Source organism: Flexivirga oryzae (assembly GCF_014190805.1).
Lineage (GTDB): Bacteria > Actinomycetota > Actinomycetes > Actinomycetales > Dermatophilaceae > Flexivirga > Flexivirga oryzae.
This window is the reverse complement of sequence record NZ_JACHVQ010000001.1, coordinates 1148876-1172727: the sequence shown is the minus strand read 5'-3', so window position 1 is coordinate 1172727 and position 23852 is coordinate 1148876. Positions and strand designations below refer to the sequence as shown.

25 protein-coding genes are annotated in these 23852 nt (G+C 69.8%); 12 read left to right on the top strand and 13 right to left on the bottom strand.

The genetic code is table 11. The features are described 5' to 3' along the window. Positions 1-44 precede the first annotated feature (44 nt). Together FHU39_RS05355 and recO are read right to left on the bottom strand one after the other, a co-directional pair. The gene (locus FHU39_RS05355) at positions 45-824 is read right to left on the bottom strand and encodes an isoprenyl transferase (protein ID WP_183319398.1); all 780 of its coding nucleotides are present in this window, start codon (positions 822-824) and stop codon (positions 45-47) included. Further along, a complete protein-coding gene (gene recO / locus FHU39_RS05350; RefSeq protein ID WP_183319397.1) occupies positions 821-1573 on the bottom strand; it encodes a DNA repair protein RecO in 753 nt (250 codons plus the stop codon). The genes FHU39_RS05355 and recO overlap by 4 nt, the downstream gene beginning before the upstream one ends. Positions 1574-1678: 105 nt before the next feature. On the opposite strand from recO, the gene FHU39_RS05345 reads away from it, so the two are divergent. Together FHU39_RS05345 and FHU39_RS05340 are read left to right on the top strand one after the other, a co-directional pair. After that, on the top strand, positions 1679-3229 hold the full coding sequence (locus FHU39_RS05345; RefSeq protein ID WP_183319396.1) for a phytoene desaturase family protein: 1551 nt from the start codon (positions 1679-1681) through the stop codon (positions 3227-3229). Between the two features lie 39 nt (positions 3230-3268). Further along, positions 3269-3904 (top strand): alpha-ketoglutarate-dependent dioxygenase AlkB, encoded by a 636-nt coding sequence (locus tag FHU39_RS05340; RefSeq protein ID WP_183320905.1) that lies wholly within the window; start codon positions 3269-3271, stop codon positions 3902-3904. Here FHU39_RS05340 and FHU39_RS05335 read toward each other — a convergent pair whose 3' ends face one another. Beyond that, positions 3905-4462, bottom strand: coding sequence for a GNAT family N-acetyltransferase (locus FHU39_RS05335; RefSeq protein WP_183319395.1), 558 nt, complete (start codon positions 4460-4462; stop codon positions 3905-3907). Positions 4463-4533: 71 nt separating this feature from the next. Between FHU39_RS05335 and FHU39_RS05330 the strand changes: the two genes are divergently transcribed. Next, positions 4534-5397: a serine hydrolase gene (locus tag FHU39_RS05330; RefSeq protein ID WP_183319394.1), complete on the top strand. Its 864-nt coding sequence runs from the start codon at positions 4534-4536 to the stop codon at positions 5395-5397. 47 nt (positions 5398-5444) lie between these two features. After that, entirely contained in the window at positions 5445-6434 is a 990-nt protein-coding gene (locus tag FHU39_RS05325; RefSeq protein WP_183319393.1) for a serine hydrolase, read from the top strand. Positions 6435-6440: 6 nt separating this feature from the next. Here the strand turns inward: FHU39_RS05325 and FHU39_RS05320 are convergent, their stop codons facing one another. Then, positions 6441-7034 (bottom strand): hypothetical protein, encoded by a 594-nt coding sequence (locus FHU39_RS05320; protein ID WP_183319392.1) that lies wholly within the window; start codon positions 7032-7034, stop codon positions 6441-6443. Positions 7035-7110: 76 nt separating this feature from the next. On the opposite strand from FHU39_RS05320, the gene FHU39_RS05315 reads away from it, so the two are divergent. Further along, positions 7111-7902 (top strand): maleylpyruvate isomerase family mycothiol-dependent enzyme, encoded by a 792-nt coding sequence (locus FHU39_RS05315; protein ID WP_183319391.1) that lies wholly within the window; start codon positions 7111-7113, stop codon positions 7900-7902. Positions 7903-8019: 117 nt separating this feature from the next. Here FHU39_RS05315 and FHU39_RS05310 read toward each other — a convergent pair whose 3' ends face one another. Further along, on the bottom strand, positions 8020-8361 hold the full coding sequence (locus FHU39_RS05310) for a hypothetical protein (RefSeq protein WP_183319390.1): 342 nt from the start codon (positions 8359-8361) through the stop codon (positions 8020-8022). Between the two features lie 43 nt (positions 8362-8404). On the opposite strand from FHU39_RS05310, the gene FHU39_RS05305 reads away from it, so the two are divergent. Beyond that, positions 8405-8878, top strand: coding sequence for a hypothetical protein (locus FHU39_RS05305; RefSeq protein WP_221185143.1), 474 nt, complete (start codon positions 8405-8407; stop codon positions 8876-8878). A gap of 4 nt (positions 8879-8882) precedes the next feature. Here FHU39_RS05305 and FHU39_RS05300 read toward each other — a convergent pair whose 3' ends face one another. Together FHU39_RS05300 and leuA are read right to left on the bottom strand one after the other, a co-directional pair. Further along, complete coding sequence (locus FHU39_RS05300; RefSeq protein WP_183319388.1) at positions 8883-9380, bottom strand: AAA family ATPase; 498 nt, start codon at positions 9378-9380, stop codon at positions 8883-8885. Between the two features lie 37 nt (positions 9381-9417). After that, the gene (leuA, locus tag FHU39_RS05295; RefSeq protein WP_183319387.1) at positions 9418-11178 is read right to left on the bottom strand and encodes a 2-isopropylmalate synthase; all 1761 of its coding nucleotides are present in this window, start codon (positions 11176-11178) and stop codon (positions 9418-9420) included. 343 nt (positions 11179-11521) lie between these two features. Here leuA and FHU39_RS05290 point away from each other — a divergent pair, with 343 nt between their 5' ends. The 5 genes from FHU39_RS05290 to FHU39_RS05270 all read left to right on the top strand — a co-directional run bounded on the left by FHU39_RS05290 (position 11522) and on the right by FHU39_RS05270 (position 16908). Beyond that, positions 11522-12730, top strand: a complete 1209-nt coding sequence (locus FHU39_RS05290) for a sensor histidine kinase (protein ID WP_183319386.1) — start codon at positions 11522-11524, stop codon at positions 12728-12730. A 23-nt stretch (positions 12731-12753) separates the two neighbouring features. Further along, the gene (locus FHU39_RS05285; RefSeq protein WP_183320904.1) at positions 12754-13383 is read left to right on the top strand and encodes a response regulator; all 630 of its coding nucleotides are present in this window, start codon (positions 12754-12756) and stop codon (positions 13381-13383) included. A 98-nt stretch (positions 13384-13481) separates the two neighbouring features. Further along, positions 13482-14246: an ABC transporter ATP-binding protein gene (locus FHU39_RS05280; protein WP_183319385.1), complete on the top strand. Its 765-nt coding sequence runs from the start codon at positions 13482-13484 to the stop codon at positions 14244-14246. Continuing rightward, entirely contained in the window at positions 14243-15643 is a 1401-nt protein-coding gene (locus FHU39_RS05275) for an ABC transporter permease (protein WP_246336167.1), read from the top strand. Before FHU39_RS05280 ends, FHU39_RS05275 begins: the two co-directional genes overlap by 4 nt. A gap of 113 nt (positions 15644-15756) precedes the next feature. After that, on the top strand, positions 15757-16908 hold the full coding sequence (locus FHU39_RS05270; protein ID WP_183319384.1) for a M4 family metallopeptidase: 1152 nt from the start codon (positions 15757-15759) through the stop codon (positions 16906-16908). A gap of 14 nt (positions 16909-16922) precedes the next feature. Here FHU39_RS05270 and FHU39_RS05265 read toward each other — a convergent pair whose 3' ends face one another. Genes FHU39_RS05265 through FHU39_RS05240 form a run of 6 tightly spaced genes read right to left on the bottom strand, consistent with a single transcriptional unit; the run spans position 16923 to position 22994 of the window. Further along, entirely contained in the window at positions 16923-17675 is a 753-nt protein-coding gene (locus tag FHU39_RS05265) for a class I SAM-dependent methyltransferase (RefSeq protein ID WP_183319383.1), read from the bottom strand. Then, positions 17676-18587 (bottom strand): GTPase Era, encoded by a 912-nt coding sequence (gene era / locus FHU39_RS05260; RefSeq protein WP_183319382.1) that lies wholly within the window; start codon positions 18585-18587, stop codon positions 17676-17678. It abuts the gene before it with no gap. Then, a complete protein-coding gene (locus FHU39_RS05255) occupies positions 18584-19951 on the bottom strand; it encodes a hemolysin family protein (RefSeq protein ID WP_183319381.1) in 1368 nt (455 codons plus the stop codon). The genes era and FHU39_RS05255 overlap by 4 nt, the downstream gene beginning before the upstream one ends. 5 nt (positions 19952-19956) lie before the next feature. Then, positions 19957-20454: an rRNA maturation RNase YbeY gene (gene ybeY / locus FHU39_RS05250; protein ID WP_183319380.1), complete on the bottom strand. Its 498-nt coding sequence runs from the start codon at positions 20452-20454 to the stop codon at positions 19957-19959. Next, a complete protein-coding gene (locus FHU39_RS05245) occupies positions 20455-21561 on the bottom strand; it encodes a PhoH family protein (RefSeq protein WP_183319379.1) in 1107 nt (368 codons plus the stop codon). Continuing rightward, positions 21558-22994 (bottom strand): MFS transporter, encoded by a 1437-nt coding sequence (locus FHU39_RS05240; protein ID WP_183319378.1) that lies wholly within the window; start codon positions 22992-22994, stop codon positions 21558-21560. Before FHU39_RS05240 ends, FHU39_RS05245 begins: the two co-directional genes overlap by 4 nt. Before the next feature lie 66 nt (positions 22995-23060). Here FHU39_RS05240 and FHU39_RS05235 point away from each other — a divergent pair, with 66 nt between their 5' ends. After that, entirely contained in the window at positions 23061-23828 is a 768-nt protein-coding gene (locus FHU39_RS05235) for an ArsR/SmtB family transcription factor (protein WP_183319377.1), read from the top strand. Positions 23829-23852 lie beyond the last annotated feature (24 nt).

The window sequence follows — 23852 nt, the reverse complement described above, 5'->3', positions numbered from 1 at the left end:
TGATCCGTATGCCGCTCGATGCAGGGGTATGCCGGTCGATCCGGTCAGGCCTTCGCGGCGTCGACGGCACCGCCGAAACGCCGGTCGCGCTCGGCATACAGCTGGATCGCGCGCCACAGGTCCAGCCGGTCGAAGTCCGGCCACAGCGTGTCGAGGAAGACCAGCTCGGCATACGCGGACTGCCACAGCATGAAGTTGCTGGTGCGCTGCTCCCCCGAGGACCGCACGAAAAGGTCGACGTCGGGCATGTCCGGCCAGGTGAGGTTGCGGGCGATGGTCTTCTCGTTGATGGCGTTCGGCTTGAGCTTGCCGGCCTGCACCTGCTCGGCGATCCGGCGGGTGGCGTCGGCGATCTCGGCCCGGCCGCCGTAGTTGACGCACATCTGCAGCGTCATCACCGTGTTGCCCGCGGTGATCTCCTCCGCGCGCCGCAACTCCTTGAGCACCGAGCGCCACAGCCGCGGCCGCTGCCCGGACCACCGGCAGCGCACACCCCACGAGTGCAGCAGGTCGACCCGGCGGCGGATGACATCGCGGTTGAAGCCCATCAGGAAGCGCACCTCGTCGGGTGAGCGACGCCAGTTCTCGGTCGAGAACATGTATGCCGACAGGTTTTTCACGCCCGCCTCGATGCAGCCGGCAATGACGTCGATCAGCTGCGCCTCGCCCGCCTCGTGACCCTTGGTGCGCGGCAGGCCGCGCTGGTTGGCCCAGCGGCCGTTGCCGTCCATGACCATCGCGATGTGTTGCGGCACCAGGTCGGCGGGTATGACGGGAGGCTTCGCCCCGCTGGGGTGCGGGAACGGCCGCTGCACGTCGGTCATCGGGTGCGTTCCAGGGAAGAAGGGGCGCGGTCCACGAGACGCAACGATCTCACGCCGCGCTCCAGGTGCCACTGGACGTAGGCCGCGACCAGCCCGCTGGCCTCCTTGCGCGCGCCGGGGCTGCTGGCGTCGGCAGTGTCCCAGTCGCCGGTGAGCAGCGCGGCCAGCAGCAGGAAGGTCTCCGGGTGCGGCGCAGAGCTGCCCGGTGTGCGGCACGAGTAACAGACCGCGCCACCGGATGCGAGGTTGAACGCCCGGTGCGGACCGGTCGCGCCGCACCCGGCGCAGTCGACGAAGCTGGGCGCCCACCCGGCGATCGCGACCGCGCGCACCAGGTAGGAGTCGAGCACCAGTCCCGGGTCGTGCTCGCGGTGGGCGAGGGACGCCAGGCCACCGGCGAGCAGGTTGAACTGCTGCGGCACCGCCTCCCTCTCCTCGATGAGCCGCTCGGCGGTCTCCAGCATCGCGGTGGCCGCGGTGAACGCGCTGTAGTCGCGGGTGAGGCGCTCGCCATACGGGGCGATGATCTCCGCCTGGGTGACCGTGTCGAGCGAACGTCCCTCGTAACACTGCAGATCGACGATCATGCCGGGCTCGAGGCGGGCCCCGAACTTGGACTTGGTGCGCCGCACACCCTTGGCGACGGCACGGATCTCGCCACGACCGCGCGTGAGCATCGTGACGATGCGGTCGGTCTCCCCCAGCTTGTGGGTGCGCAGCACGATGCCGACGTCGCGATAAGTGGCCATGACCGGTCCATTGTCGCCGATGGCGGGTGCGCCGTCGCACTGCCACGCGGCACACCGGCGAGAAACCGACGACAGTAGCGAGTTACGTGGGCATACGCTGCGGTCATGTCACGCACTCGGTATGACGCCATCGTCGTCGGCGGTGGCCACAACGGCCTCACCGCGGCTGCTTACCTGGCCAGGGCCGGCAGGTCGGTCCTGTTGCTGGAACGCCAGGATCACCTCGGCGGCGCGTCCGTGTCGGCGGAGGCATTCGCGGGGACCGGCGCTCGACTGTCGCGCTACTCCTACCTGGTGAGCCTGCTGCCGCAGCAGATCATCGACGACCTCGGCCTGCGGATCACCTTGAAGCGCAGGCGGTTCGCGTCATACACGCCGGTGCCGGGCGGTGACCACGGGTTGCTGGTGGACCACGGCGACCGGGCTGCGACCGCGGCCTCTTTCGCGGCAGTCGGCGCGGCCGGCGACGTGACGGGCTGGGAGGAGTTCTACTCCCGTGCCGGCCGTATGGCGCAGGCGCTCTGGCCGACCGTCACCGGGCCGCTGCCCCGGCAGTCCGACGTGGCCGAGTCCATCGGCGACGAGGCGATCGTCCGCGACTTCCTGCGCCGCCCGCTCGGTGAGGTCATCGAGTCCAGCGTCCGGGACGACCTGGTCCGCGGGGTGATCCTCACCGACGGGTTGATCTCCACCTTCGCGCAGGCGCACGGCGCCGACCTGCAGCAGAACATCTGCTTCCTCTACCACGTGATCGGCGGCGGCACCGGCGACTGGGACGTGCCGGTCGGCGGCATGGGCGAGGTCTCCGGCGCGCTCGAACGTGCGGCCCGCGACGCCGGGGCGGAGCTGCGCACCGGCTGCGAGGTGACCGGTCTCGACGGCGGCACCGTGCGGTGGCGGGACCGTGATGACGAGGTCGTCGCGGACTCGGACATCGTGCTCTGGGCGGCCGCGCCGGCAGTGCTGGACGGGCTCCGCGACCGGACACCGGGTCCGGCGGAGGGTGCCCAGGTGAAGGTCAACCTGCTGCTGCGCCGCTTGCCCCGACTCCGCGAAGCGGGCATCGATCCGGCTGCCGCGTTCGGCGGGACGTTCCACATCAACGAGACCTACTCGGGCCTCGAAACCGCCTATCAGCAAGCGGTTTCCGGTGAGGTCCCGTCGCCGATGCCCGCCGAGATCTACTGCCATTCGCTCACCGATCCGAGCATCCTCTCCCCTGCGCTGCAGGAGTCGGGTGCTCAGACGCTGACGGTCTTCTCCCTGCAGACACCGGACCGGCTGATCCACGGCGGCGACGACGAACGCGCACGACTGCAACGCGCCGTGCTCGACTCACTGTCCAGCGTGCTGGCCGAGCCGATCGACGACGTGCTGCTCACCGACGCGGCCGGCGATCCGTGTGTGGAGACCAAGACGACCCGCGACCTGCAGGACGCGCTGCGCATGCCGGGCGGCAACATCTTCCACGGACCACTCTCCTGGCCGTGGGCGTCCGACGACGAAGCGCTGGACTCCCCCGCGCAGCGTTGGGGTGTCGCAACCGGCGATCCGGCGATCCTGTTGGCCGGTGCGGGTTCCCGTCGCGGCGGTGGCGTCAGCGGCCTGGGTGGCTACCACGCGGCGCGTGCGGCGCTGGAGATCGCCGATCCGTAGACATTTGTTCGAAGACATGTCTACTGTGGTGCCGTGAACATGGCGCTCCAGGGTTCGTTGCTCGACCAGGTCGACGAGGTCGGCCTGCGACCACTCGCCGGTGCGATCCGCCGCATCCCGCTCACTCGCGGGGCGTGGCTCGACCTGCGACCCGGATGGCTGACCGGCGCCGACGAACTCTTCGGCCGGCTGACACTCGGCGGCAGCGCCGGCGTCGACTGGCAGGGTGAACGCCGGCAGATGTACGACCGCGAGGTCGACACCCCGCGGCTGCTGCGCTTCTACCACCAGCACGAGACGCTGCCCGATCCCGTGCTGGCACAGGCCCGTTCGGCCCTGTCGGCGCACTACCGCAACGAGCTCGGTGAGCCGTTCACCACCGCCGGGATGTGTCTCTACCGCGACGGGCGCGACTCGGTCGCCTGGCACGGGGACCGCATCGGCCGCTCCAGCACCCAGGACACCATGATCGCGATCGTCTCGATCGGTCAGCCGCGCACCTTCGCGATGCGGCCGCTCGGTGGCGGTGCGTCGATCCGGCACACCCTCGGCCACGGCGACCTGATCGTCATGGGCGGCTCCGCGCAGCGGACCTGGGAGCACTCGATCCCCAAGACCGGCAAGCCGGTCGGGCCCCGCATCAGCATCCAGTTCCGGCCCTACGACGTCAGATAGTCACAGATCCGCGCGCACCTTGCCGAGAACGACCAGATCGACCCGCCCCGTGTGGATGTACCCCGCGGAGCGCAGCACGCCCTCCTCGCGATAGCCGGCCGCGAGCGCCGCACGCCGCGAGCCGGTGTTGCCGGTCGCCGCACGGATCTCGACCCGTTCCATCCCGTGCTGCAGCATCGCCCAGTCGCCCAGCAGACGCGCCGCCTTCCCGGCCAGACCGCGCCCGCGGTGATCCGGCGAGACCCAGTACCCGATCTCGGTGGTCAGGCCCGCCCAGTCGGTCTTCTTCAGGTCGATCATGCCGGCGAACTCGCCATCCCACTCGATCGCGCGCACGATGCCCTGCCCGCTGCGCCAGGTCGCGCGGGCCAGATCCGTGACGAAGCTGAGGGCGTGCGTCTCGTCATACGGGTTCGGAAGCGGAAGCCATTGCTGCGTCAGCGGATCGCGGCACGCGCGCACGATCGCGGGCACGTCGGCGGGGCCCGGTGCGCGCAGCACCAGGGGGCCGGCACGCAACGGGACGTCCTCGAACGTCGGGGTGATGGCGTCGGTCACCGCGCGAGTCTCGCACATGGGGCGGTGCGCCCGTATTCTGCAAGAACCCAAGCAGGCACACGGAGGCTCCCATGACACCACTGCACCGGGCCGAGGACGGACAGCTGCGGGTCGGCCGCCGAATGCTCGTCACCGGCGGACTGGCGGCTGCCGGTATGTCGTTGCTCGCCGCGCCGGCAGCGGACGCGGCGACGCTCACCCGCGCGCAGTTGACCGCGAAACTGACGGCATACCAACGTAGTCGGGGAGGCACCTTCAGCGTCGGGCTCTACGACCGGCGCAACTATTCGGTGTTCAAGTACCGCCCGACGTGGCGCAACGAGACGCTGAGCATCGTCAAGGTGCTCATCATGGCGACTGTGCTGCGCCGCTGCCAGGAGCGCAAGGTGAACCTCACCAAGACGCAGGCCGAGCAGGCGTACGCGATGATCACCCGCAGCGACAACGACGCGACCAACGCCCTGCTGACCTGGGCCGGCGTGTCGAACGTCCGGCGCGTCGCCGGCCTGTACGACCTGACGAGCACCGTCATACAGGGCGGCACCACCGCCGGCGCGAGCAACTGGTGGGGTTACTCGACAACCACCGCCCGCGATCAGCTCCGGCTCATCCACGACGTCATCTGGGGTACCTCGGTGATCACGGTCGCCAACCGCGAATACCTCAAACGCCTGATGGCACAGGTCACGCCGACGCAGCGATGGGGCGTCTGCGCGCCACCGCTGCCCACCAGCAACGCCTGGAACACCAAGAACGGCTGGGGCCCGCGCACCGGCGGCTACCGGCTCAACTCGGTCGGGCACATCTCCGGCAACGGCCGCGACTACGTCGCGGTCATCCTCAGCCGGGCACCGGAGGGCTACTACTACGGTCGCGACACCGTCAACGGGATCTCGAAGATCCTGTATGCCGCCATGGCGCATCCGCTGCGCTGAGCCCCGCGGGGACTCGGCGCGCGCGCAGATCCCCTAGGCTCGCGACCATGGCCGACCCCGAGCTGAACCGCCGACTGGTCGCGGGTGGCCTCGCCGCGACCGGGATCGTCGTGCTCGGGTCCTCCGCCCTCGGCGCGGCCCGGGCGGCCAGACACCACGGTGCCGCGGCCACGACTGCCGTACCATCACCGACCGAGGCAGTCACGAGCCGCACCACAACGCCGACGGCCGCCACCCCGACCGTGACCCCGACCGCCACCCCGACCGTCGATACGCCGCGGACCGCCGCGCAGCTGACCGCGAAACTCGACGCCTACCGGCGCAGCCGCCGCGGCACCTTCGGAGTGGCTCTTTACGACCGGCGCGACCGCAGCACCTTCGGCTACCGCAGCGGCTGGCGCAACCAAACCCTCAGCACGGTGAAGGTGCTGATCATGGCGACCGTGCTGCACCGGTGCCAGGAACAGGGCAGCTCCCTGACGAGCACCCAGGTCGCGCAGGCCCGGGCGATGATCACCGAGAGCGACAACGACGCAGCCAACGCCCTGCTGACCTGGGCCGGGCTCGCCAACGTGCAACGCGTCGCGAAGCTCTACGGCCTCACCAGCACCGCCATACAGGGCGGGACGACCGCCGGCGCGGCGGACTGGTGGGGCTACTCGACGACCACCGCCGAGGACTTCCTCACCCTCCTCAACGGCGTGACCTGGGGAGACTCAGTGATCACCACGGCCAACCGCGACTACTTGAAAAGCCTGATGGCACAGGTTATTCCGAGTCAACGCTGGGGGGTCTGCGTGCCGCCACTGCCGGCGAACCTCGAGTGGCACACCAAGAACGGTTGGGGCAGCCGCAGCGACGGGTACCGCGCCAACTCGCTCGGTCACATCAGCGGCAACGGCCGCAATTACACGGCCGTCATCCTGACCAGGGCGCCGTACAACAGCGACTACATGGTCGAGAGCGACTACGCGCTCGACACCGTCAACGGCGTCTCGCGGATCCTGTATGACGCGATGGCGCAACCGCTGCGCTGAACGGGGTCAGGAGCCGGCGACCACCGCGATCACGGCGACGGCGATGATGACCACGAGCAGGACGACGAAGAACCACACTCCCGGCCGCTTCTGCTTCGTCGGACCCATCCGGCCCTTCATGAACTGCACCATCGGCGCGACGTAGAACACCGGCACGGTCTGTCCGGGCGGCACGTCCACCTCGTAGGACGCCTGGCCGTACTTCACGATCCAGGTCGCTTCGGCACTGACGATGTGCCGGCCCGCGGGCACCGGGAGCCGGTTGAGACCGTAGGAGGCGGGCACCGGATAACCGTCGATCAAGACCTTCGGGGTGAGCATGTTCGAGGTCAGCACGCTCCCCTGCAGGGTGAACGCGATCGTCCCCTCCGGCCCGAATCCGCCCGGTTGAGCGCCCTGCTGGAAACCCTGCGGCTGCTGCGGTTGCTGCGGCAACGGCGCGGGAGCCGGCGTCCCCTGACCGGGCAACGGTGCCCCACCGGCCGGTCGCGGAGCTGCGGAGCCCGGCAACGGCGCACCCCGCCCGGGCAACTGATGACCCTCCGGAGCGCCCGGCGCGGGCGGCGGAGGGTTGTTCGACGGATCCCCTGTGTGTGTCATGGCAGCAGCTTACGTGCGGAAGTCGCGCAAAATCCGGTCGTGCGCTGTCCGATGCCACCCCTAGGCTCGATGGACCATGACGAATCCCGACTTCCTGACCACCATCCACGACGAGTCCACCCGGTTCCGGGCGGCCCTGGCGACGACACCCGACCGGCCGGTGCCCACCTGTCCGGACTGGACGACCGACGACCTGCTGTGGCACCTGACCGAGGTGCAGTGGTTCTGGGGAAGCATCGTCGCCCAGAACGTCGAGGACCCGCAGGCCCTGCACCACCCGCAGCGACCGGACGGGCGGGAGGCGCTCCTCGGCGCGTTCGACTCCGCCAACTCCGCTCTGACCGCCGCGCTCCGCGACACTCCGGCAACCGACCCGCGCTGGATGTGGACACCCGACGAAGCACTGCACACCGCCGGTTACATCACCCGCCGGCAGGCTCACGAGGCGCTGATCCATCGCGTCGACGCCGAGCTGACCGCCGGGGCGACTCCTGCCGCGATCGATCCCGCCCTGGCCGCCGACGGGGTCGACGAGATCGTCGAGGTGATGTACGGCCGTGAGCACCCGCTGGTCACCTTCGCACCCACCGAGGGCCGGGTCGTCGAGCTGGTGGCGACGGACGCCGACCGCCGCTGGGTGCTGCAACTCGGCCGCGAAACGGGCACGGTGCCCGATTCCGGTGCGGCCATCGATGACCCGAATTTCCGCCCGGCGGCGAATGCCACTGCGGTTGCGACGATTTCGGGAACAGCCTCCGATCTGGACCTGTGGCTCTGGAACCGCCCCACCGACGGCGAGCTGGTCGGCACCGGGGACCAGGCGACCCTCGACGCGATGAACGAGATCCTGCGGGAGGGGCTGCAATGACACCGCCGGGCGGCGTCCAGTGATCCAACTGTGACCTTGCCGGGGCAACCCGGACCTGCAGCACGGCGTCTTCGCTTTCGAGGGGACACACTTCGAAGGGGAGAAAACAATGCGTCGTCAACGTGCTCCGATCGGCCTGCTGGCCGCTGCCCTGGCCGCCACGACTCTCACCGCCTGCCAGTCCAGCGGCGAGACCGCGACGGACCCGGGCACCGGCACGGGAATCACCAGCACCACCACCGGATCGCCGGTCTCGAGCAGTCCCACACCGCCTGCGACGTCGGGTACGTCCGCGCCGACGAAATCGACGACGCCCTCCACGGGCTCGACCACCGCTCCCCCGACGACGTCCTCGACGGCCGCGTCCTCGACGGCCGCGTCCTCGACGAGCGCACCCGGCACGACCACGGGCACGAGCGCACCCACCGGCACGACGCCGGCCACCCGGGTCGTCGTCATCCGCCCGGTGACCGCGTCCGGGCAACCGGCACCCGGTTACACCGTGAAGACCGAGTCCACCCAGGCCATGTGCGGTGACGGTTCACCGGTCGCCGTCGACGACGGCATCGCGATCTGCAGCCCTTCCGCGGCCTATCTACCGGCCTGCTGGAAATCGACCGACTCGACCGCGTTGTGCCTGCGCAACGCGACGGACAAGGTGCTGGTCCGGCTGCCCTACACCGGCGCGTGGGGCAACCCGACGAAGCCCTCGGTGACCTCGCCGCTCAACATGCGGCTCGCCGACGGTGACCGGTGCCAGATCCGCGTCGGTGGCGCCTGGGGCACCGTGCCCGAGCACCCGGACTGGCTGGGTTTCGCGTCGTGCACCAAGGACGGCGACGTGTTCGGGCCGGCCAGCGGAGACGGCATCGACCGCAGCACGAAGTCCTGGACGGCGACGCTCTACAACGAGCGCACTCAGAAACTGTCGACCCAGCACGTGGCCGTCGCCTATCTGGTCGGCACGGCGCCCTGATCGGTCAGCCGGTCGCTGACGGTTCGCCGAGCAGCTGCGCCAGTACCTCGGCCGCTGCTGCAGGGTCGCCGTCGATCACGTCGACCCGGTGCACACCGGGTCGCTGCGACACCAGTCGGCCCAGCCGCTGCCGGTAGTAGTCGAGTTCATCCGCGTGCAGATCCTGCTGCCAGGGCGCATCACCCGACCGTGATCTGCCGTCGACCAGCACCTGGACGAACCCGAAACCGGTTGCGGCATCCTCGAACCGGCGCAGCTGGTCCGGGTTCGCGACCAGCTGTGGCACGACGACGTCATACCCGCTCGCCAGGTGCGTCCGGATGATCTGCAGCGCGAGCGAGCGACCGAGCTCGGCGGTCCCCTCCCAGGGGCCACCGAGCATCGTGCGCAGGACGTCGATGTCGAGGTCGAGGACGCCGGGACGCGTCGCGACATACCCGCGCGCCAGCGTGGACTTGCCCACCCCGGGCAGCCCGTTGAGCAGGATCAGCCGTGCAGTCACCTGGTCACCGTAGCCGGGGCGTGACCCGGCCGCCGGGTCAGCCGGCAGCGGCCTCGGCAACCGCTGCGTCCCGCTCGGCGCGGTTGACGGCCGACAGGATCGCGGTCAGCGACGCCTTCACGATCGAGCTGTGCACCCCGACACCCCACAGGACGCGGTCGCCGATGGCGCACTCGAGGTATGCCGCAGCGCTCGCGTCACCACCGGTCGACAGGGTGTGCTCGGCGTAGTCGAGCACCCGGACGTCCACCCCGATCGATGCGAGCGCGTTGACGAACGCGTCGATCGGGCCGTTGCCCTCGCCCTCGACGGTGATCTGCTCGCCGTGGTCGGTCATCGTGGCGACGATGTGGTCGTGCTCGTGCGCGCCGCTCTCCAGAGAGTGGGTGATCGGCCGGAAACGACCCCAGGCCGCCTCGCCCTCACCGGTGTTCGGCAGGTATTCGTCCTGGAACGCGACCCAGAGCTGCTCCGGTGTGACCTCGCCGCCGACGGTGTCGGTGCGCTTCTGCACCACCCCGCTGAACTCGATCTGCAGCCGGCGCGGCAGGTCCAGCTGGTGCTCGGCCTTGAGCAGGTAGGCGACACCGCCCTTGCCGGACTGGCTGTTGACGCGCACGACCGCCTCGTAGGAACGGCCGACGTCATGCGGGTCGATCGGCAGGTAGGGCACGCCCCACACCAGGTCGTTGATCGACTTTCCGGTCTCGCGCTCCTGACGCTGCATGTCGGCGAAGCCCTTGTTGATGGCGTCCTGGTGCGACCCGGAGAACGCCGTGAAGACCAGGTCCCCGCCGTACGGGTGCCGCTCGTGCACCGGCAGCTGGTTGCAGTGCTCGACGGTGCGCCGGATCCTGTCGATGTCGGAGAAGTCGATCTGCGGGTCGATGCCCTGGCTGAAGAGGTTCAGGCCCAGGGTGACCAGGTCGACGTTGCCGGTGCGCTCACCGTTGCCGAACAGGCACCCCTCGATGCGGTCGGCGCCGGCCTGGTAGCCGAGTTCCGCTGCGGCCACACCGGTTCCGCGGTCGTTGTGCGGGTGCAGGCTCAGCATCACCGACTCACGCCGGGTCAGGTGGGCCGACATCCACTCGATCGAGTCGGCGTAGACGTTCGGGGTCGCCATCTCGACGGTGGCCGGCAGGTTGACGATCATCTTGTGGTCCGGGGTCGGGTCGATGATCTCGATGACCTCGTTGCAGATGCGCGCCGCGAACTCCAGCTCCGTGCCGGTGTAGGACTCCGGCGAGTACTCGTAGTAGACGTCCGTGTCGGGGACGGTCTCCTCGAGCTTCTTGACCAGCCGCGCGGCCTGGGTCGCGATGTCGACGATGCCGTCCTCGCCGAGCCCGAAGACCACCCGGCGCTGCAGGATGCTCGTCGAGTTGTAGAAGTGCACGATGACCTGCTTCGCGCCCCGGATCGCGTCGAAGGTCCGCTCGATCAGCTGGTCACGGCACTGGGTGAGCACCTGGATCGTGACGTCGTCGGGGATGTGGCCGCCCTCGATCAGCTCGCGAACGAAGTCGTAGTCGGTCTGGCTCGCGCTGGGGAAGCCGACCTCGATCTCCTTGTACCCCATGCCGACCAGCAGGTCGAACATCCGCTTCTTGCGTTCGGAATTCATCGGGTCGATGAGGGCCTGGTTGCCGTCGCGCAGGTCGACCGCACACCAGCGCGGCGCCTTGCTGATGACCTTGCTCGGCCACTGCCGGTCCGGCAGGTCGACCTTGATCTGTTCGTGGAAGGGTACGTATTTGCCGATCGGCATCGAGGTCGGCAGCTGGGGGTGCTTCATGTCTCGTCTTTTCAGTGAAGTTGGGCCAGCACAGTCACCAGAGGCTCGAACTCCGGGATGTCGCGGGGAGCTTGCGACCCGCGATATTCGCGGAGGGTGAGCCGCGGTGAGTGCTGGGCTTCGGCCCGGGGCAGCAGAACCTCCGCGACGAGGAAGGCCGAAAGTCAGGCCTCGTCGCGGCAAGCAAGGAGAAGCACGTATGCCGAACGCACGCTCGCCACTGTACGGCACCCCTCCGCGGGCTGTCCACGAGACGGGCATCACGTCCGACACGTGAACGGCCGTCCACGGCATACAACTTCCGGCGGATGTGACGGGTACGTCCGTCGGTCACACTGGAGACATGCCACAGATCTGGGAGCAGGGCCGGCCGAGCCGCCGCCAGCTGGGCTTCGATCTGGGCTGCGCAGCCGTCTATGCGGCCGTCGTCGGGGTGCTCTACGCCGCGGTGGGCACCGGCGACGCCATCGTCGTCCTCGTGCTGGCAGCCGCACTCGCAGTGCGCCGGCTCAGCCTGCCGGCGATGGTGGCGCTCGGGCTGGTCGCCGCGGCGATCCAGTTCGCGCACCCCGGGTGGTATCTCCGGCTGGCCTTCGCCGACGTGGCGTATGCCGCGCTCTTCTTCGTGCTCGGGGCGCACCCGCGGCTCGCGGTGCGTCGCTTCGGGCTGATCGCAGCCGGTGTCGGCTGTGCCGGGTTGCTCGTGTGGATGCTGATCTTCGTGCAGGACGGACCCTGGGCGCTGGAACGGGTCTTCCCGGCGGTGGCGGTGACGGCCCTGGCCGCACTCGTCTGCGGGGGCGGTTGGATCGCGGGTTACCTGCAGCTGCAACGCCGCCGGCGGATCCAGGCGGCCCTGGACGCCCAGGTGGACGCGGTCGAGCGACGCCGGCTCGCCGACAGCTACGAGCACGAGCTGCAGCGCAGCCGGGCGGCAGCGGACATGCACGACATCGTCGCGCACTCGTGGGCGGTCGTCGCCGCCCAGGCGGACGGCGCCAGGTACGCCTTGCGGTCCGACCCGGAGGCGACCGAGCAGGCGCTGGAGGTCATCGCGGAGACCGCGCGCTCGACCATCGCGGACCTGCGCACGATCCTCGCCGAACTGCGGGACCCCGACGCCGACCGGTCCACCCCCGGCAACGCGCAGCAGGAGCGGCTGATCGACCGAATGCGCCTGACCGGCATGCAGATCCGCTACCGGTCGGACGGAGACCCGGACACCTCGACGTTGCTGGCACTCACCGCCTACCGGTTGCTCGGAGAGGCCCTCACCAACGCGCTCAAGCACGGTGACCTCAGCCGGCCGGTGCACGTCACGCAGGACTGGACCGACGGCTACCGGCTCCGCGTGGTCAACACCATCGGCGAGCGTGGCGAGGGCACCGGGCACGGGGTCATCGGGATGATGGAGCGCGCCACCATCGCCGGCGGGCACCTGAACGCCGGGCCCGACGGCCCGCACTGGGTCGTCGAAGCCGTCATCCCCGAGCCGACGAGAACCGGCAACGCAGAAACCGCTTCGAGCACAAAGGAATCAACGCGCCCGTGACCGATGCCCCGATCCGTGTGGCCATGATCGACGACCAGGCGCTGTTCCGCAGCGGGCTGGCCCTGGTGATCGGCAGCCAGCCCGATCTCACCGTCGTCGGCCAGGCCGGTGACGGCGACGAGGCGGTCGACCTCGTCGCCCGCGTGTCCCCCGACGTCCTCCTGATGGACGTCCGGATGCCTCACCTCGACGGCGTCGCCGCGACCCGCGCGATCTGTGCGAAGTACGGCGATGAAGCGCCGAAGGTGTTGGTGCTGACCACTTTCGACCTCGACGCCGCAGTAGCGGACGCGATCGAGGCCGGCGCCAGTGGCTTCCTCCTCAAGGACGCGCAGCCGGAGTTCCTGCTCGGCGCGATCCGGGCGGTCGCCGCCGGGAACCAGGTCGTCGCCGCGAGCGCGACCAAGTCCCTCTTCGAGCGCTTCCGCGCCGAACAGGCCCAGGCCCCCGGTGCGGAGTACGACCTGTTGACCGGGCGCGAGCGGGAGATCATGCTGCGCGCGGCGCAGGGTATGTCGAACGCCGAAATCGCCTCCGCTGAATACCTTTCGGAGGCAACCGTGAAGACCCACATGTCGCGCATCCTCACCAAGCTGCACCTGCGCGACCGCGTCCAGTTGGTGGTCTACTGCTACGAACACGGTCTGCTGTGAGATGTATGGCGCTGCGTGCGCCATACATCTGACGGCGTAGCCGATTTCGCACCCACGCCCGATGTGCCGGGCACCCGGCCCGGGCGACGCTGGTGCACATGTCCACGACACCCACCGACGACCAGGCAGTCGTCTCCTTCCGGCAGGTCACCAAGAGTTACGGCACCGGCAGCAGCATCATCTTCGCGCTCAGCGACGTGAGCGTCGACATCCGGCGCGGCGAATTCACTGCGATCATGGGCCCGTCCGGCTCCGGGAAGTCGACCTTCATGAATGTCGCCGCAGGCCTCGACGACGCCACCCGGGGCGGCGTCTTTCTCGCCAGCCAACCACTGCACACCATGGACGACACCGCGCGCACCACGCTGCGCCGCCGAGAGGTCGGCTTCGTCTTCCAGTCGTTCAACCTGGTGCCGACGCTCACCGTGGCCGAGAACATCACCTTGCCGTTCCAACTCGCCGGCCACCGCATCGCGCCGCAGGAGCAGGGCTGGATCGACCATCTCGTACACGTGCTCGGCATCACCGAGCGGATCGCGCACAAACCCGCCGAGTTGTCCGGCGGGCAGCAGCAACGCGTCGCCATCGCGCGCGCGCTCGCACCACGACCGGCGATCATCTTCGCCGATGAGCCGACGGGCAACCTCGACACCCGCAGCTCGCGCGAGGTCCTCCAGTTATTGCGTTCGGCCGCAACCGAATACGGCCAGACCATCGCCATGGTCAGTCACGACCCGATCGCCGCCTCGTACGCCGACCGGGTCCTCGTGCTGGCCGACGGGCGGGTCGTCGCCGACCACGGCCGTCTGACGCCACAGCAGATCTCGCAACTGCTCCTCACCGCTGAAGGAGTCCCGGCATGAGGATGCGACACGACCTGGTGCTCGGTTCCACGCGCGAGCTCGGGACCGTCGGCGCGGTGGCAGGTCTCGCCGGTGCGTATGCCGGAGCGTTGCTCAGCTGCGGCACGATGCTCTCGGCGATGAGCAGCAGCACCGGCGGCTCGCTGAGCATCCTCCTCGCGGTCGTCTCGGTCGTCTTCATCGGCATGGCCCTGTATGTCGCCGCAGTGGTGATCTCGGCGGGTGTCGCCACTGTGATCGCCGGTCGCCTGCGGCAGATCGCCACTCTCCGGCTGCTCGGGGCACGGAGCACCGAGCTGCGGCGTTCGATCGCGATGACCACCGCTCGGATCTGCTTGATCTGCAGCGTGATCGGGGTCGTCGCCGCGACGCTGCTCGTCGACGTCGTCCGGGTCGTGCTGGTGCACCAGCGGCATCTGCCGGTGGCCGACTACCCCTGGTTCTCGCTCGGAACACCCGTGGCGGTGGCCGCCATCACCGCCGTGGCCGCGGCGTCGGGGTGGGCGGGTTCGCGCCGGGTGCTGGAGGCGTCACCCGCGGACGCACTGGCCGGCTCCATCGGCGCCCGCAGCTCCGGCGGGCGGGCCGGGCGTGTGCGGGTCGCCTGCTCGACGGTCCTCGTGATCGGCGGTGCGGCCCTGTTCGCACTGGCGATGGCCCTCGGCGAACGTGGTGTCGCGGCAGGCTTCCTCGTCGCCTTCCTCGCGGCCTGCGTCACGTCGACCGGTCTGCTCGCCGGCGCGCGGTTCGTCCTGCCGGCGGCAGTCGGTGTCCTGGGACGCCTGATCGGCGGCGATGCGCCGAGCGTCATCGCGCGCCGCAACGCCGTCGCCGACCCGGCACGGACCACTCGGTCGACCCTCGGGCTGTTCGTCGGTGTCGCGCTGGTGGTGACGATCGCCTCCGGTACGTCCGCCCTGCAGACCGCCGTCAACTCCTGGCAGGACCTGACGATGGCGCAGCGGCACGAGGCGCACGACATGCTGTCGGTCGCCTCGACGATCACCATCACCGTCGGCGTCGTCTCGTCGTTGATCGCAGCGATCGGCTTCGTCAGCACCATGTCGCTGACCGTGATCCAGCGGCGCCGCGAGCTGGGTCTGCTGCGCGCCCTCGGCTTGACCGGGTCCCAGGTGCGGTCGATGATCACCAAGGAATCGGTCGCGATGTCGGCCGCAGCAACCTCCGCGGGAATGCTGGTCGGCGTCTGTTACGGGTCGGCCAGTGCCCAGGCCCTCGTCGGGGTCGAGACCGACGGGTTCGTCTGGGGTCTGCCGTGGTTGGTGCTGGTCGCGATCGTGCTGGCGGCGCTGGCCGTCATACTCCTGGCTTCGCAGCCGCCCGCTCGGCGCGCCATCGCGACACCACCGGTCGTCGCCCTGCGGGTCGACGCGTGATGTTCCAGCCCGCGATGACGCCGAGAGCGAGATCCCCGACCTCTCCCCGGACACCACGCAGTGCAGCGCCCGCCATCAGCCCGCTTGTCGGTGCGGAGGTCCACGATGGACTCATGAGTCACTGCCAGATAGTCCCGCCGCACCTGTTGGAGAAGCTCGCCGCCTCCGATGAGGAGGAGATCGCGCGCGCGGCGCAACGCACCCTCGCGACGAGCCTGCGACATGTGGGACAGCGCGCCGTCCGCGAGGCGCAGGTCACCTCGGAGGGCAGCCACGGCGCGGTCGGGCTGATCCCCACCGAGCTGCGCGAGCGAGCGGAGGCGCACGGAGACTACGAGTTGCCGGCCAACGCCGTTCATCCCCAAGAGGCTCCGACCGGCTCGTTCGCGCCGCAGCGCACCATCTACGACGCGGGGCACGGCACGGACCTGCCGGGCACCAAGCGCCGGGGCGAGGGCGATCCCGCGACCAGTGACGGCTCGGTCAACGAGGCCTACGACGGCCTGGGTGAGACGTTCGCGCTCTACGCCGACGTCTACGACCGCAATTCGCTGGACGGCAAGGGTCTGCCGCTCGTCGCGTCCGTGCACTACGACGTCAATTTCGACAACGCCTACTGGGACGGCGAGCAGATGGTCTTCGGCGACGGCGACGGCGTCTACTTCACGTCGTTCACCGACTCGGTCGACGTCATCGGGCATGAGCTGACGCACGGATTCACCCAGTACACAGCGGGATTCACCTACGTCGGGCAGTCCGGGGCGCTCAACGAGTCGGTGTCCGACTGCTTCGGCTCGATGGTCAAGCAGCGAGTCAACCACCAGACGGCCGCGGAGGCCGACTGGCTGATCGGCGCCGGCCTGTTCACGTCCAAGGTGCACGGTGTGGCCCTGCGGTCGATGAAGGCGCCGGGCACGGCATACGACGACCCACACCTGGGCAAGGACCCGCAGCCGGCGACGATGGCCGGCTACCAGGACCTGCCGCACGACCAGCAGCACGACAACGGCGGCGTGCACATCAACTCCGGCATCCCCAACCACGCGTTCTACCTGGCGGCCACCGGCATCGGCGGCGACAGCTGGGACGGTGCGGGGCGGATCTGGTACGACGTGATGACCAACGGCAATCTGGCCAAGGATGTCGACTTCAAGGGTTTCGCCGAGGCGACCATCAAGTCGGCCGGCGCGATCTTCGGTGCCGGTGGCACGGAGGAGCAGGCGGTGCAGCAGGCCTGGGTCACCGTGCAGGTGCTGACCGGCTGACGCCGCCCGCAGGATCAGCGTCGGCGTCTGATGTCGGGCAGCCGGCGGATCGCGAAGTAGCGGTCGTCGATCTCCTCGATCCCGAACTGCCCGATCGGCACCTCGCCGAGCACGAGATCCTCGTCGAGTCCGAACGCATGGATGGTGGAGACGACCTCGCGCACCTGTTCACCGTCGCGCAGCACGCGGAAGGTGTTGGTGATCTCCACCCGACGGTCGCGCACCGGCTGGGCCTCGAACCAGCGCTGGTACTCCATCCGGCCCATCGTCGCGGACTGGACCATCGAGCGTTCGACGGCTTCCGCCGGTACGCCGCCGTACGAGCGGCTCATCAGGATCGGTGCGCCGGGCACCATGACCTGGGCCATCCGCCGCCAGAACGCCTCGCGGGCGGAGCCGGCGAGGAAGTAGATGACGTTGAACAGCAGCGCTCCCCCGCACTGCTCGGGCAGCCAGGCCTTCAGGATCGACTCCGACAGCACCGTGGTGCGGACTCGTATGTCGTCGCGCTCGGCGATCCGCAGCATCTGCAGCGACCGGGTCAGCGGCTCCGGCTCGACCGAGATGATCTCGGTCTGCGGGAAGCGTTCGGCCAGCGTGATCGTCGTCAGGCCGCTGCCCGAACCGATGTCCACCAGCGGCAGCTCGGGCATGAATTTGGCGGCATCCCACGGTATCCCGTGCACATAGTCGCGCTCCGGGTCCACCGGCAGGCGCAACACCTCGCCGAACTCCGCCCACACCAGGCTCTCCCGATCGCGTGCCATCTAAAAGCCCAACTTCGAGAGCTGGTTGGGGTCCCGCTGCCAGTCCTTGGCGATCTTGACGTGCAGATCGAGGAAGACCTTCTGGCCGAGCAGCTCCTCGACCGCGTGGCGGGCCCGGGTGCCGACGTCACGCAGCCGCGAACCACCCCGGCCGATGATGATGGCCTTCTGGCTGGACCGCTCGACGAAGATGTTGACCCGGACGTCCATCAGCGGCCGGTCGGCGGGCCTGCCCTCACGCGGGGTCATCTCCTCGACCACCACCGCGATGCTGTGCGGCAGTTCGTCGCGCACACCCTCAAGGGCGGCCTCGCGGACCAGTTCGGCGACCATCACGTCGTCCGGCTCGTCGGTGAGGACACCGTCCGGGTAGAGCTTCGGTGACTCGGGCAGGTACTTCATCAGCACCTCGAGCACCGTGTGCACCTGCTCTCCGCCGGTCGCCGAGCAGGGCACGATCTCCTGCCAGTCCCCCAACTGCTCGATGGCGACCAGGTGCTGGGCGAGCCGGTCCCTGTCGACGGTGTCGGACTTGGTGGCGATCGCCACGACGGGTCGCTTGCGGCCGCGGCGCAGCTCGGCGAGGTCGGCGGCGATGAACTGGTCGCCCGGTCCGATGCGCTGGTCGCAGGGCAGGCAGAAGCCGATCACGTCGACGTCCAGCAGCGTCTCGCGCACGACGTCGTTGAGGCGCTGGCCGAGCAGCGTGCGCGGCTTGTGCAGCCCGGGGGTGTCGACGAGGATCAGCTGCGCCTCGTCGGTGGTCGCGATACCGCGGATCGTGTGGCGCGTCGTCTGCGGCTTGCTCGAGGTGATCGCAACCTTCTGGCCCACCAGGGCATTGGTCAGCGTCGACTTGCCTGCGTTCGGCCGGCCGACGAGGCAGGCGAACCCAGCACGATAGTCACTCATTGCAACACATCCTTTGCCGGCTTGCGCCCATCCTGCTGTATGGCGGCAGCGTCGCCGACGTCCGCCCCCTCATCAGCTCCGTGCGTGCCGGAGGACCGGTCGGCGGCGGCGTCCTCGGTCACCCGCTCGACCAGCACCGTCGCGATCTGGTGCCGCCGGCCGGCGAAGCGGTCCGCGGTCAGCCGGAGCCCGGCGATGTCCGCGGCCGCACCGGGGATCGGGACCCGGCCGACCAGCTTGGCGAGCAGCCCGCCGACCGTGTCGACGTCGTCCTCGTCGATCGTCACGTCGAAGTATTCGGCGAGGTCGTCCACCGCCGTCCGCGACGGGACACGGACCGTGCCGTCCGGCAACTCCTCGGGACCGGGCGTCACCCGGTCGAACTCGTCGTCGATCTCCCCGACGACCTCCTCGACGATGTCCTCCAACGTGACCAGCCCGGCCGTTCCGCCGTACTCGTCGATCACGATCGCGAAATGCCTTCTGGCCAGCTGCATCTCACGCAGCAGGTCATCCGCCGGTTTGCTGTCGGGCACGAAGGTCACGTCGCGCATGACGGAGGTCACCGGCTGGTCGAGCGCCTCATCGCGCCGGAACACACGCGCCGTGACGTCCTTGAAGTAGAGGACTCCGTCGACGGCGTCGGCGTTGCCGGCGACGACCGGCACCCGGGAGAAGCCGGACCGCAGGAAGAGGCGCATGGCCTGGCCGAGGGTCTTCTCGACGTCGATGGTGATCATGTCCGGGCGGGGCACCATCAACTCACGCACGACGGTCTCGTCCAGCTCGAAGACCGACTGGATCATCTTGCGCTCGTCATCCTCGATGAGCTCCGAATCGGTTGCCAGGTCGACGTATTCGCGCAGCTCCTCCTCGGTGTCGAACGGGCCGTCCCGGTAACCCCGTCCCGGGGTGACGGCGTTGCCGACGGCGACGAGTCCCCGCGCGATCGGGCCGAGGATGCGGTGCAGCCAGAGCACCACCGGCGCGGCTGCCAACGCCACGGGTACGGCGTGCTGGCGGCCGAGGGTGCGCGGGGAGACTCCGACCAGGACGAACGACACGACCGCCATGACGACGACGGCCACCAGCAGCGCGATCCAGAAGCCGTCCACCGCCTGCCGCACCGCGAGGGTGACCAGCACGGCGGCGGTCGCCTCGGCCGCGACGCGCAGGAACGCGAGCACCATGGCGACCGACGAACTGTCGGCGACCAGCCGCTGCAGCGGCACCGAACCGCGCCGCCCCGCCTCGAGGAGGTCCTCGGCGGTGTGCCGGCCGATCCGGCTGAGGCTCGAGTCGATCGCCGCGAACAGGAAACCGAGCACCACCGACAGGAGTGCTGCGATGAGTAACGGAAGCATCTGCGTCACTCGCCGGTCGGCGGAATGATGCGCACGTCCTCACCCTGCCGCTCGCGACCGGCCAGGAAGGTCAGCAGCAAGGTGCGCTGCAGCGAGAACATCTCCCGGCGCTCCTCCGGCTCCGCGTGGTCGAACCCGAGCAGGTGCAGCAACCCGTGCACGGTCAGCAGCAACAACTCCTCGGCGGTGGTGTGACCCGCGTCGGCCGCCTGCTTGGCGGCAACCGTCGGGCACAGCACGATGTCGCCCAGCACGCCCTCGACCGGTTCGTCGCCGTCCTTGCCCGGGCGCAGCTCATCCATCGGGAAGCTCATCACGTCGGTCGGACCGGGCAGGTCCATCCACTGCTTGTGCAGCAGCTCCATCGCGGACTCGTCGATGATGCCGATGTAGAGCTCGACCTCCGGGTGCACGTTCAGCTCGCGCAGCACGTGCACCGCGCACTCGTGCAGCTCCGGCAGGTCGACCTCGAAATCCGTCTCGTTGAGCAGGTCGATGCTCATCTATCGATCCCGCCTCTTGCCCGCGGACTCGGCGCGCACGACGCCGGTCGGCCGGCCGGAGCGGGTGCGGGCGTCGAATTCGTCATACGCCTCGACGATCTCGCTGACCAGCCGGTGACGCACCACGTCCTGGGCGGTGAGCCGGGAGAAGTGGATGTCGTCGATGTCGGTCAGGATGTCCTGCACCACGCGCAGCCCCGACTGGGTGCCGCCGGGCAGGTCGACCTGGGTGACGTCGCCGGTCACCACCATCTTGGAGCCGAACCCGAGGCGGGTGAGGAACATCTTCATCTGCTCGGCCGAGGTGTTCTGGGCCTCGTCGAGGATGATGAAGGAGGAGTTCAGGGTGCGCCCGCGCATGAACGCCAGCGGCGCCACCTCGATGGTGCCGGCCGCCATCAGCCGCGGGATCGAGTCGGGGTCGACCATGTCGTGCAGCGCGTCGTACAGCGGCCGCAGGTAGGGGTCGATCTTGTCGTTGAGCGTGCCTGGCAGGAAGCCGAGCCGCTCCCCCGCCTCGACCGCGGGCCGGGTCAGGATGATCCGGTTGATCTGCTTGGCCTGCAACGCCGCCACGGCCTTGGCCATCGCCAGGTAGGTCTTGCCGGTGCCCGCCGGACCGATGCCGAAGACGACGGTGTGCTTGTCGATCGCGTCGACGTATTCCTTCTGGCCCAGCGTCTTGGGCCGGATGGTGCGGCCGCGACTGCTCACGATGTTCATGGTGAGCACGTCGGCGGGCCGCTCACGGGTGCGGGAGCGCAGCATGCCGATCGAGCGCTCGACCGCGTCGCGGTTGAGCGGTTGGCCGGCGTCGAGCACGGTCAGCAGCTCGTCGATCAGCTCCTCGACCAGCGCCATGTCGGCGGGTGGCCCGGCCAGGTGGAAGACGTTGCCGCGCACGTGGATCGACAGCCTCGGGAAGGCCCGCTCCATGGTCCGCAGCAGCTCGTCGCGCGGCCCGAGGAGGGTCACCATCGCCACGTCCGGCGGGATCTCGACGGTGTGCTGGGCCTGCAGATCGCCCGGGACGCTCACACCGGTGGCGCCCTCGTCGGCCGACCTGGTGAGTGCTCCGGGCTGGAGATCATGATCATCACTTGTCATCGTGACTCCATTCTACGGGCGTCGGACGACAGGCTCGAATCGTTTCCGGCCCGTGGTGTATGGCGCCAGCGGCCGCCGACCCGCCCGGCCAGCACGCCGGAGGCGCACCAGATCGTCGCGCCGAGCACGAAGCACCAGGCCATCCGGGTCGTGGCGCCCGGCGCGTCCGCAGCCCCGGCCACGGTGCCGAACAGCGCGACCCCGACCGATGTGCCGGTCTGCCGGGCGGCGTTGTTCAGGCCACCGACGAGTCCGCTGTGCGCCGGTGCGGCGGCGACGGCCGTTGCCACCAGCGGCGTCACCAGCAGGCCGAGCGCACCGCCGGCGAGCAGCATTCCTGGCAGCATCGCGACCACGGTGTGCGGGCTGCGCCATACCGCGGCGGCGAGCGCGAGCTCACCGACGGCACCGAGCGCGAAACCGACGCGGACCAGCCGGGCCGGACGGACCCGCACCATCCACCGCCGGCCGAGCAGCGGCACGAGGGTGAGCGGAGCGAACATCGGGATGGTCGCCAGCCCGGCCGCGAACGCGTCCCGGCCCTGGACCAGCTGGAAGAGGAAGGCCACCACAAGCAACGAGCCGTTCCCGACGAGGTTCATCCCGAACGAGCCGCCGCACGAACGCAGCAGTGCCCCGTTGCGCCACAGCTCGCGCGGGACCATCGGCGTCGCCGACCGCAGCTGGCCGACGACGAAGACCACAGCCGCGAGGACGGCGCACGTCGCGAGCGCCGCACCGGCACCGGAGACCCCGGCACGCCCCAGCTCGATCACCGCGCCGATCACGCAACCGAGGCACACCGTCGAGGACGCCGCGCCGAGCCAGTCGATCCGCCGGTCCTGCGTCGCACCCGCCGGCAGCAGGCGCGCACCGGCGGTGGCCGCAACCACCACCGGCAGGTTGACCAGGAAGATCAGCCGCCAGCCGCCCACCCCGATCAGCGCGCCGCCGATCAGCGGCCCGACCGCGACCGCAGAGCCGGACACCCCCGACCAGATCGCGATCGCGCGGGCACGCTCGGCCGGGTCGGTCCAGATGGCGCTGATCAGCGCCAGGCTGGCCGGCAGCATGGCGGCCGCGCCGACGCCCTGCACCACCCGACCTGCAATGAGGGCAACGAGATTCGGCGCCAGCGTGCAGCAGATCGAGCCGGCGCCGAAGGCGAGCAGCCCTGCTGCGAAGGCGCGACGTGCACCCCAGCGGTCCGCCGCCGCTCCCGCCGTCAGCAGCAGCGCTGCAAGCGGGACGGTGTAGCTGTCGACGACCGCCTGCGCACCCGCGGTGCCGCCACCCAGGCCGGAGGCGATGCTCGGCAGCGCGACGTTGACGATCGAGACATCGAGCAGCACGAGGAACATCGCGGCGCACAGGATCACCAGGCTGCCGCGCTTCGTGTCGCTGCTGGGCGGGGTGAGGCGGGTTGTCGTCATACCTGCCAGCCTGTTGCGCCGAAACTTCGGTGCGCGCCGAATCGTCCCGTGCCCACAATGGGGGGTATGACGACAAGCACCGGGCTGCGTGAGGTCAGCGACGTCGCAACGCTCTTCGCCGACCGGGCGCGGGCCCGGATGGTGGGCGCGCTGCTCGACGGGCGACGGCTGCCGGCGTCCCGCCTGGCCACCGAGGCGGGGGTCAGCGCGGCCACCGCGAGCGGCCACCTGCGCAAGATGCTCGACGCCGGCATCGTGCGGGTGGAGGTCAGCGGCCGGCACCGCTTCTACTACCTGGCGGATGAGCAGGTGGCGGCGGCGTTCGAGGCGATGGTCGCGCTGACCCCGCTGCCGCCCGTGACGTCACTGCGCGCGGGCACACGGCAGCAGCGGCTGCGCGCGGCACGCACCTGCTACGACCATCTCGCCGGGCGGCTCGGCGTCGCGATCATGAACGCGCTGATCGACTCCGGTGTGCTGGCGCCGCTGGATGCCGTCGCCGACACGCGGCGCCGTGCCGGCGAGGCGCTGTCGGCGCAGCTCGGCCGCGGCCATTTCGAGCTGGGTCCGCGCGCCGGCGCCGTACTGCCTTCGTGGGGCGTGGATCTGGCGTATGTCGAGAGCCTCTCCCGCCCGACACTGCGGTTCTGCCTGGACTGGACCGAGCAGCAGCACCACCTGTCCGGTGCGCTCGGTGCGGCGATCCTGCAGGCGGCCCGCGACCGGGACTGGGTGCGCCCCGGGCCGCGAGCCCGCGAACTCGCGGTCACCCAGGCGGGCGTCGACGGTTTCGCCCGACTCGCCCCGGCCATCCGCGCCCAGCTCGCCGGCTGACCCGGCGACACCCACTCACCGACA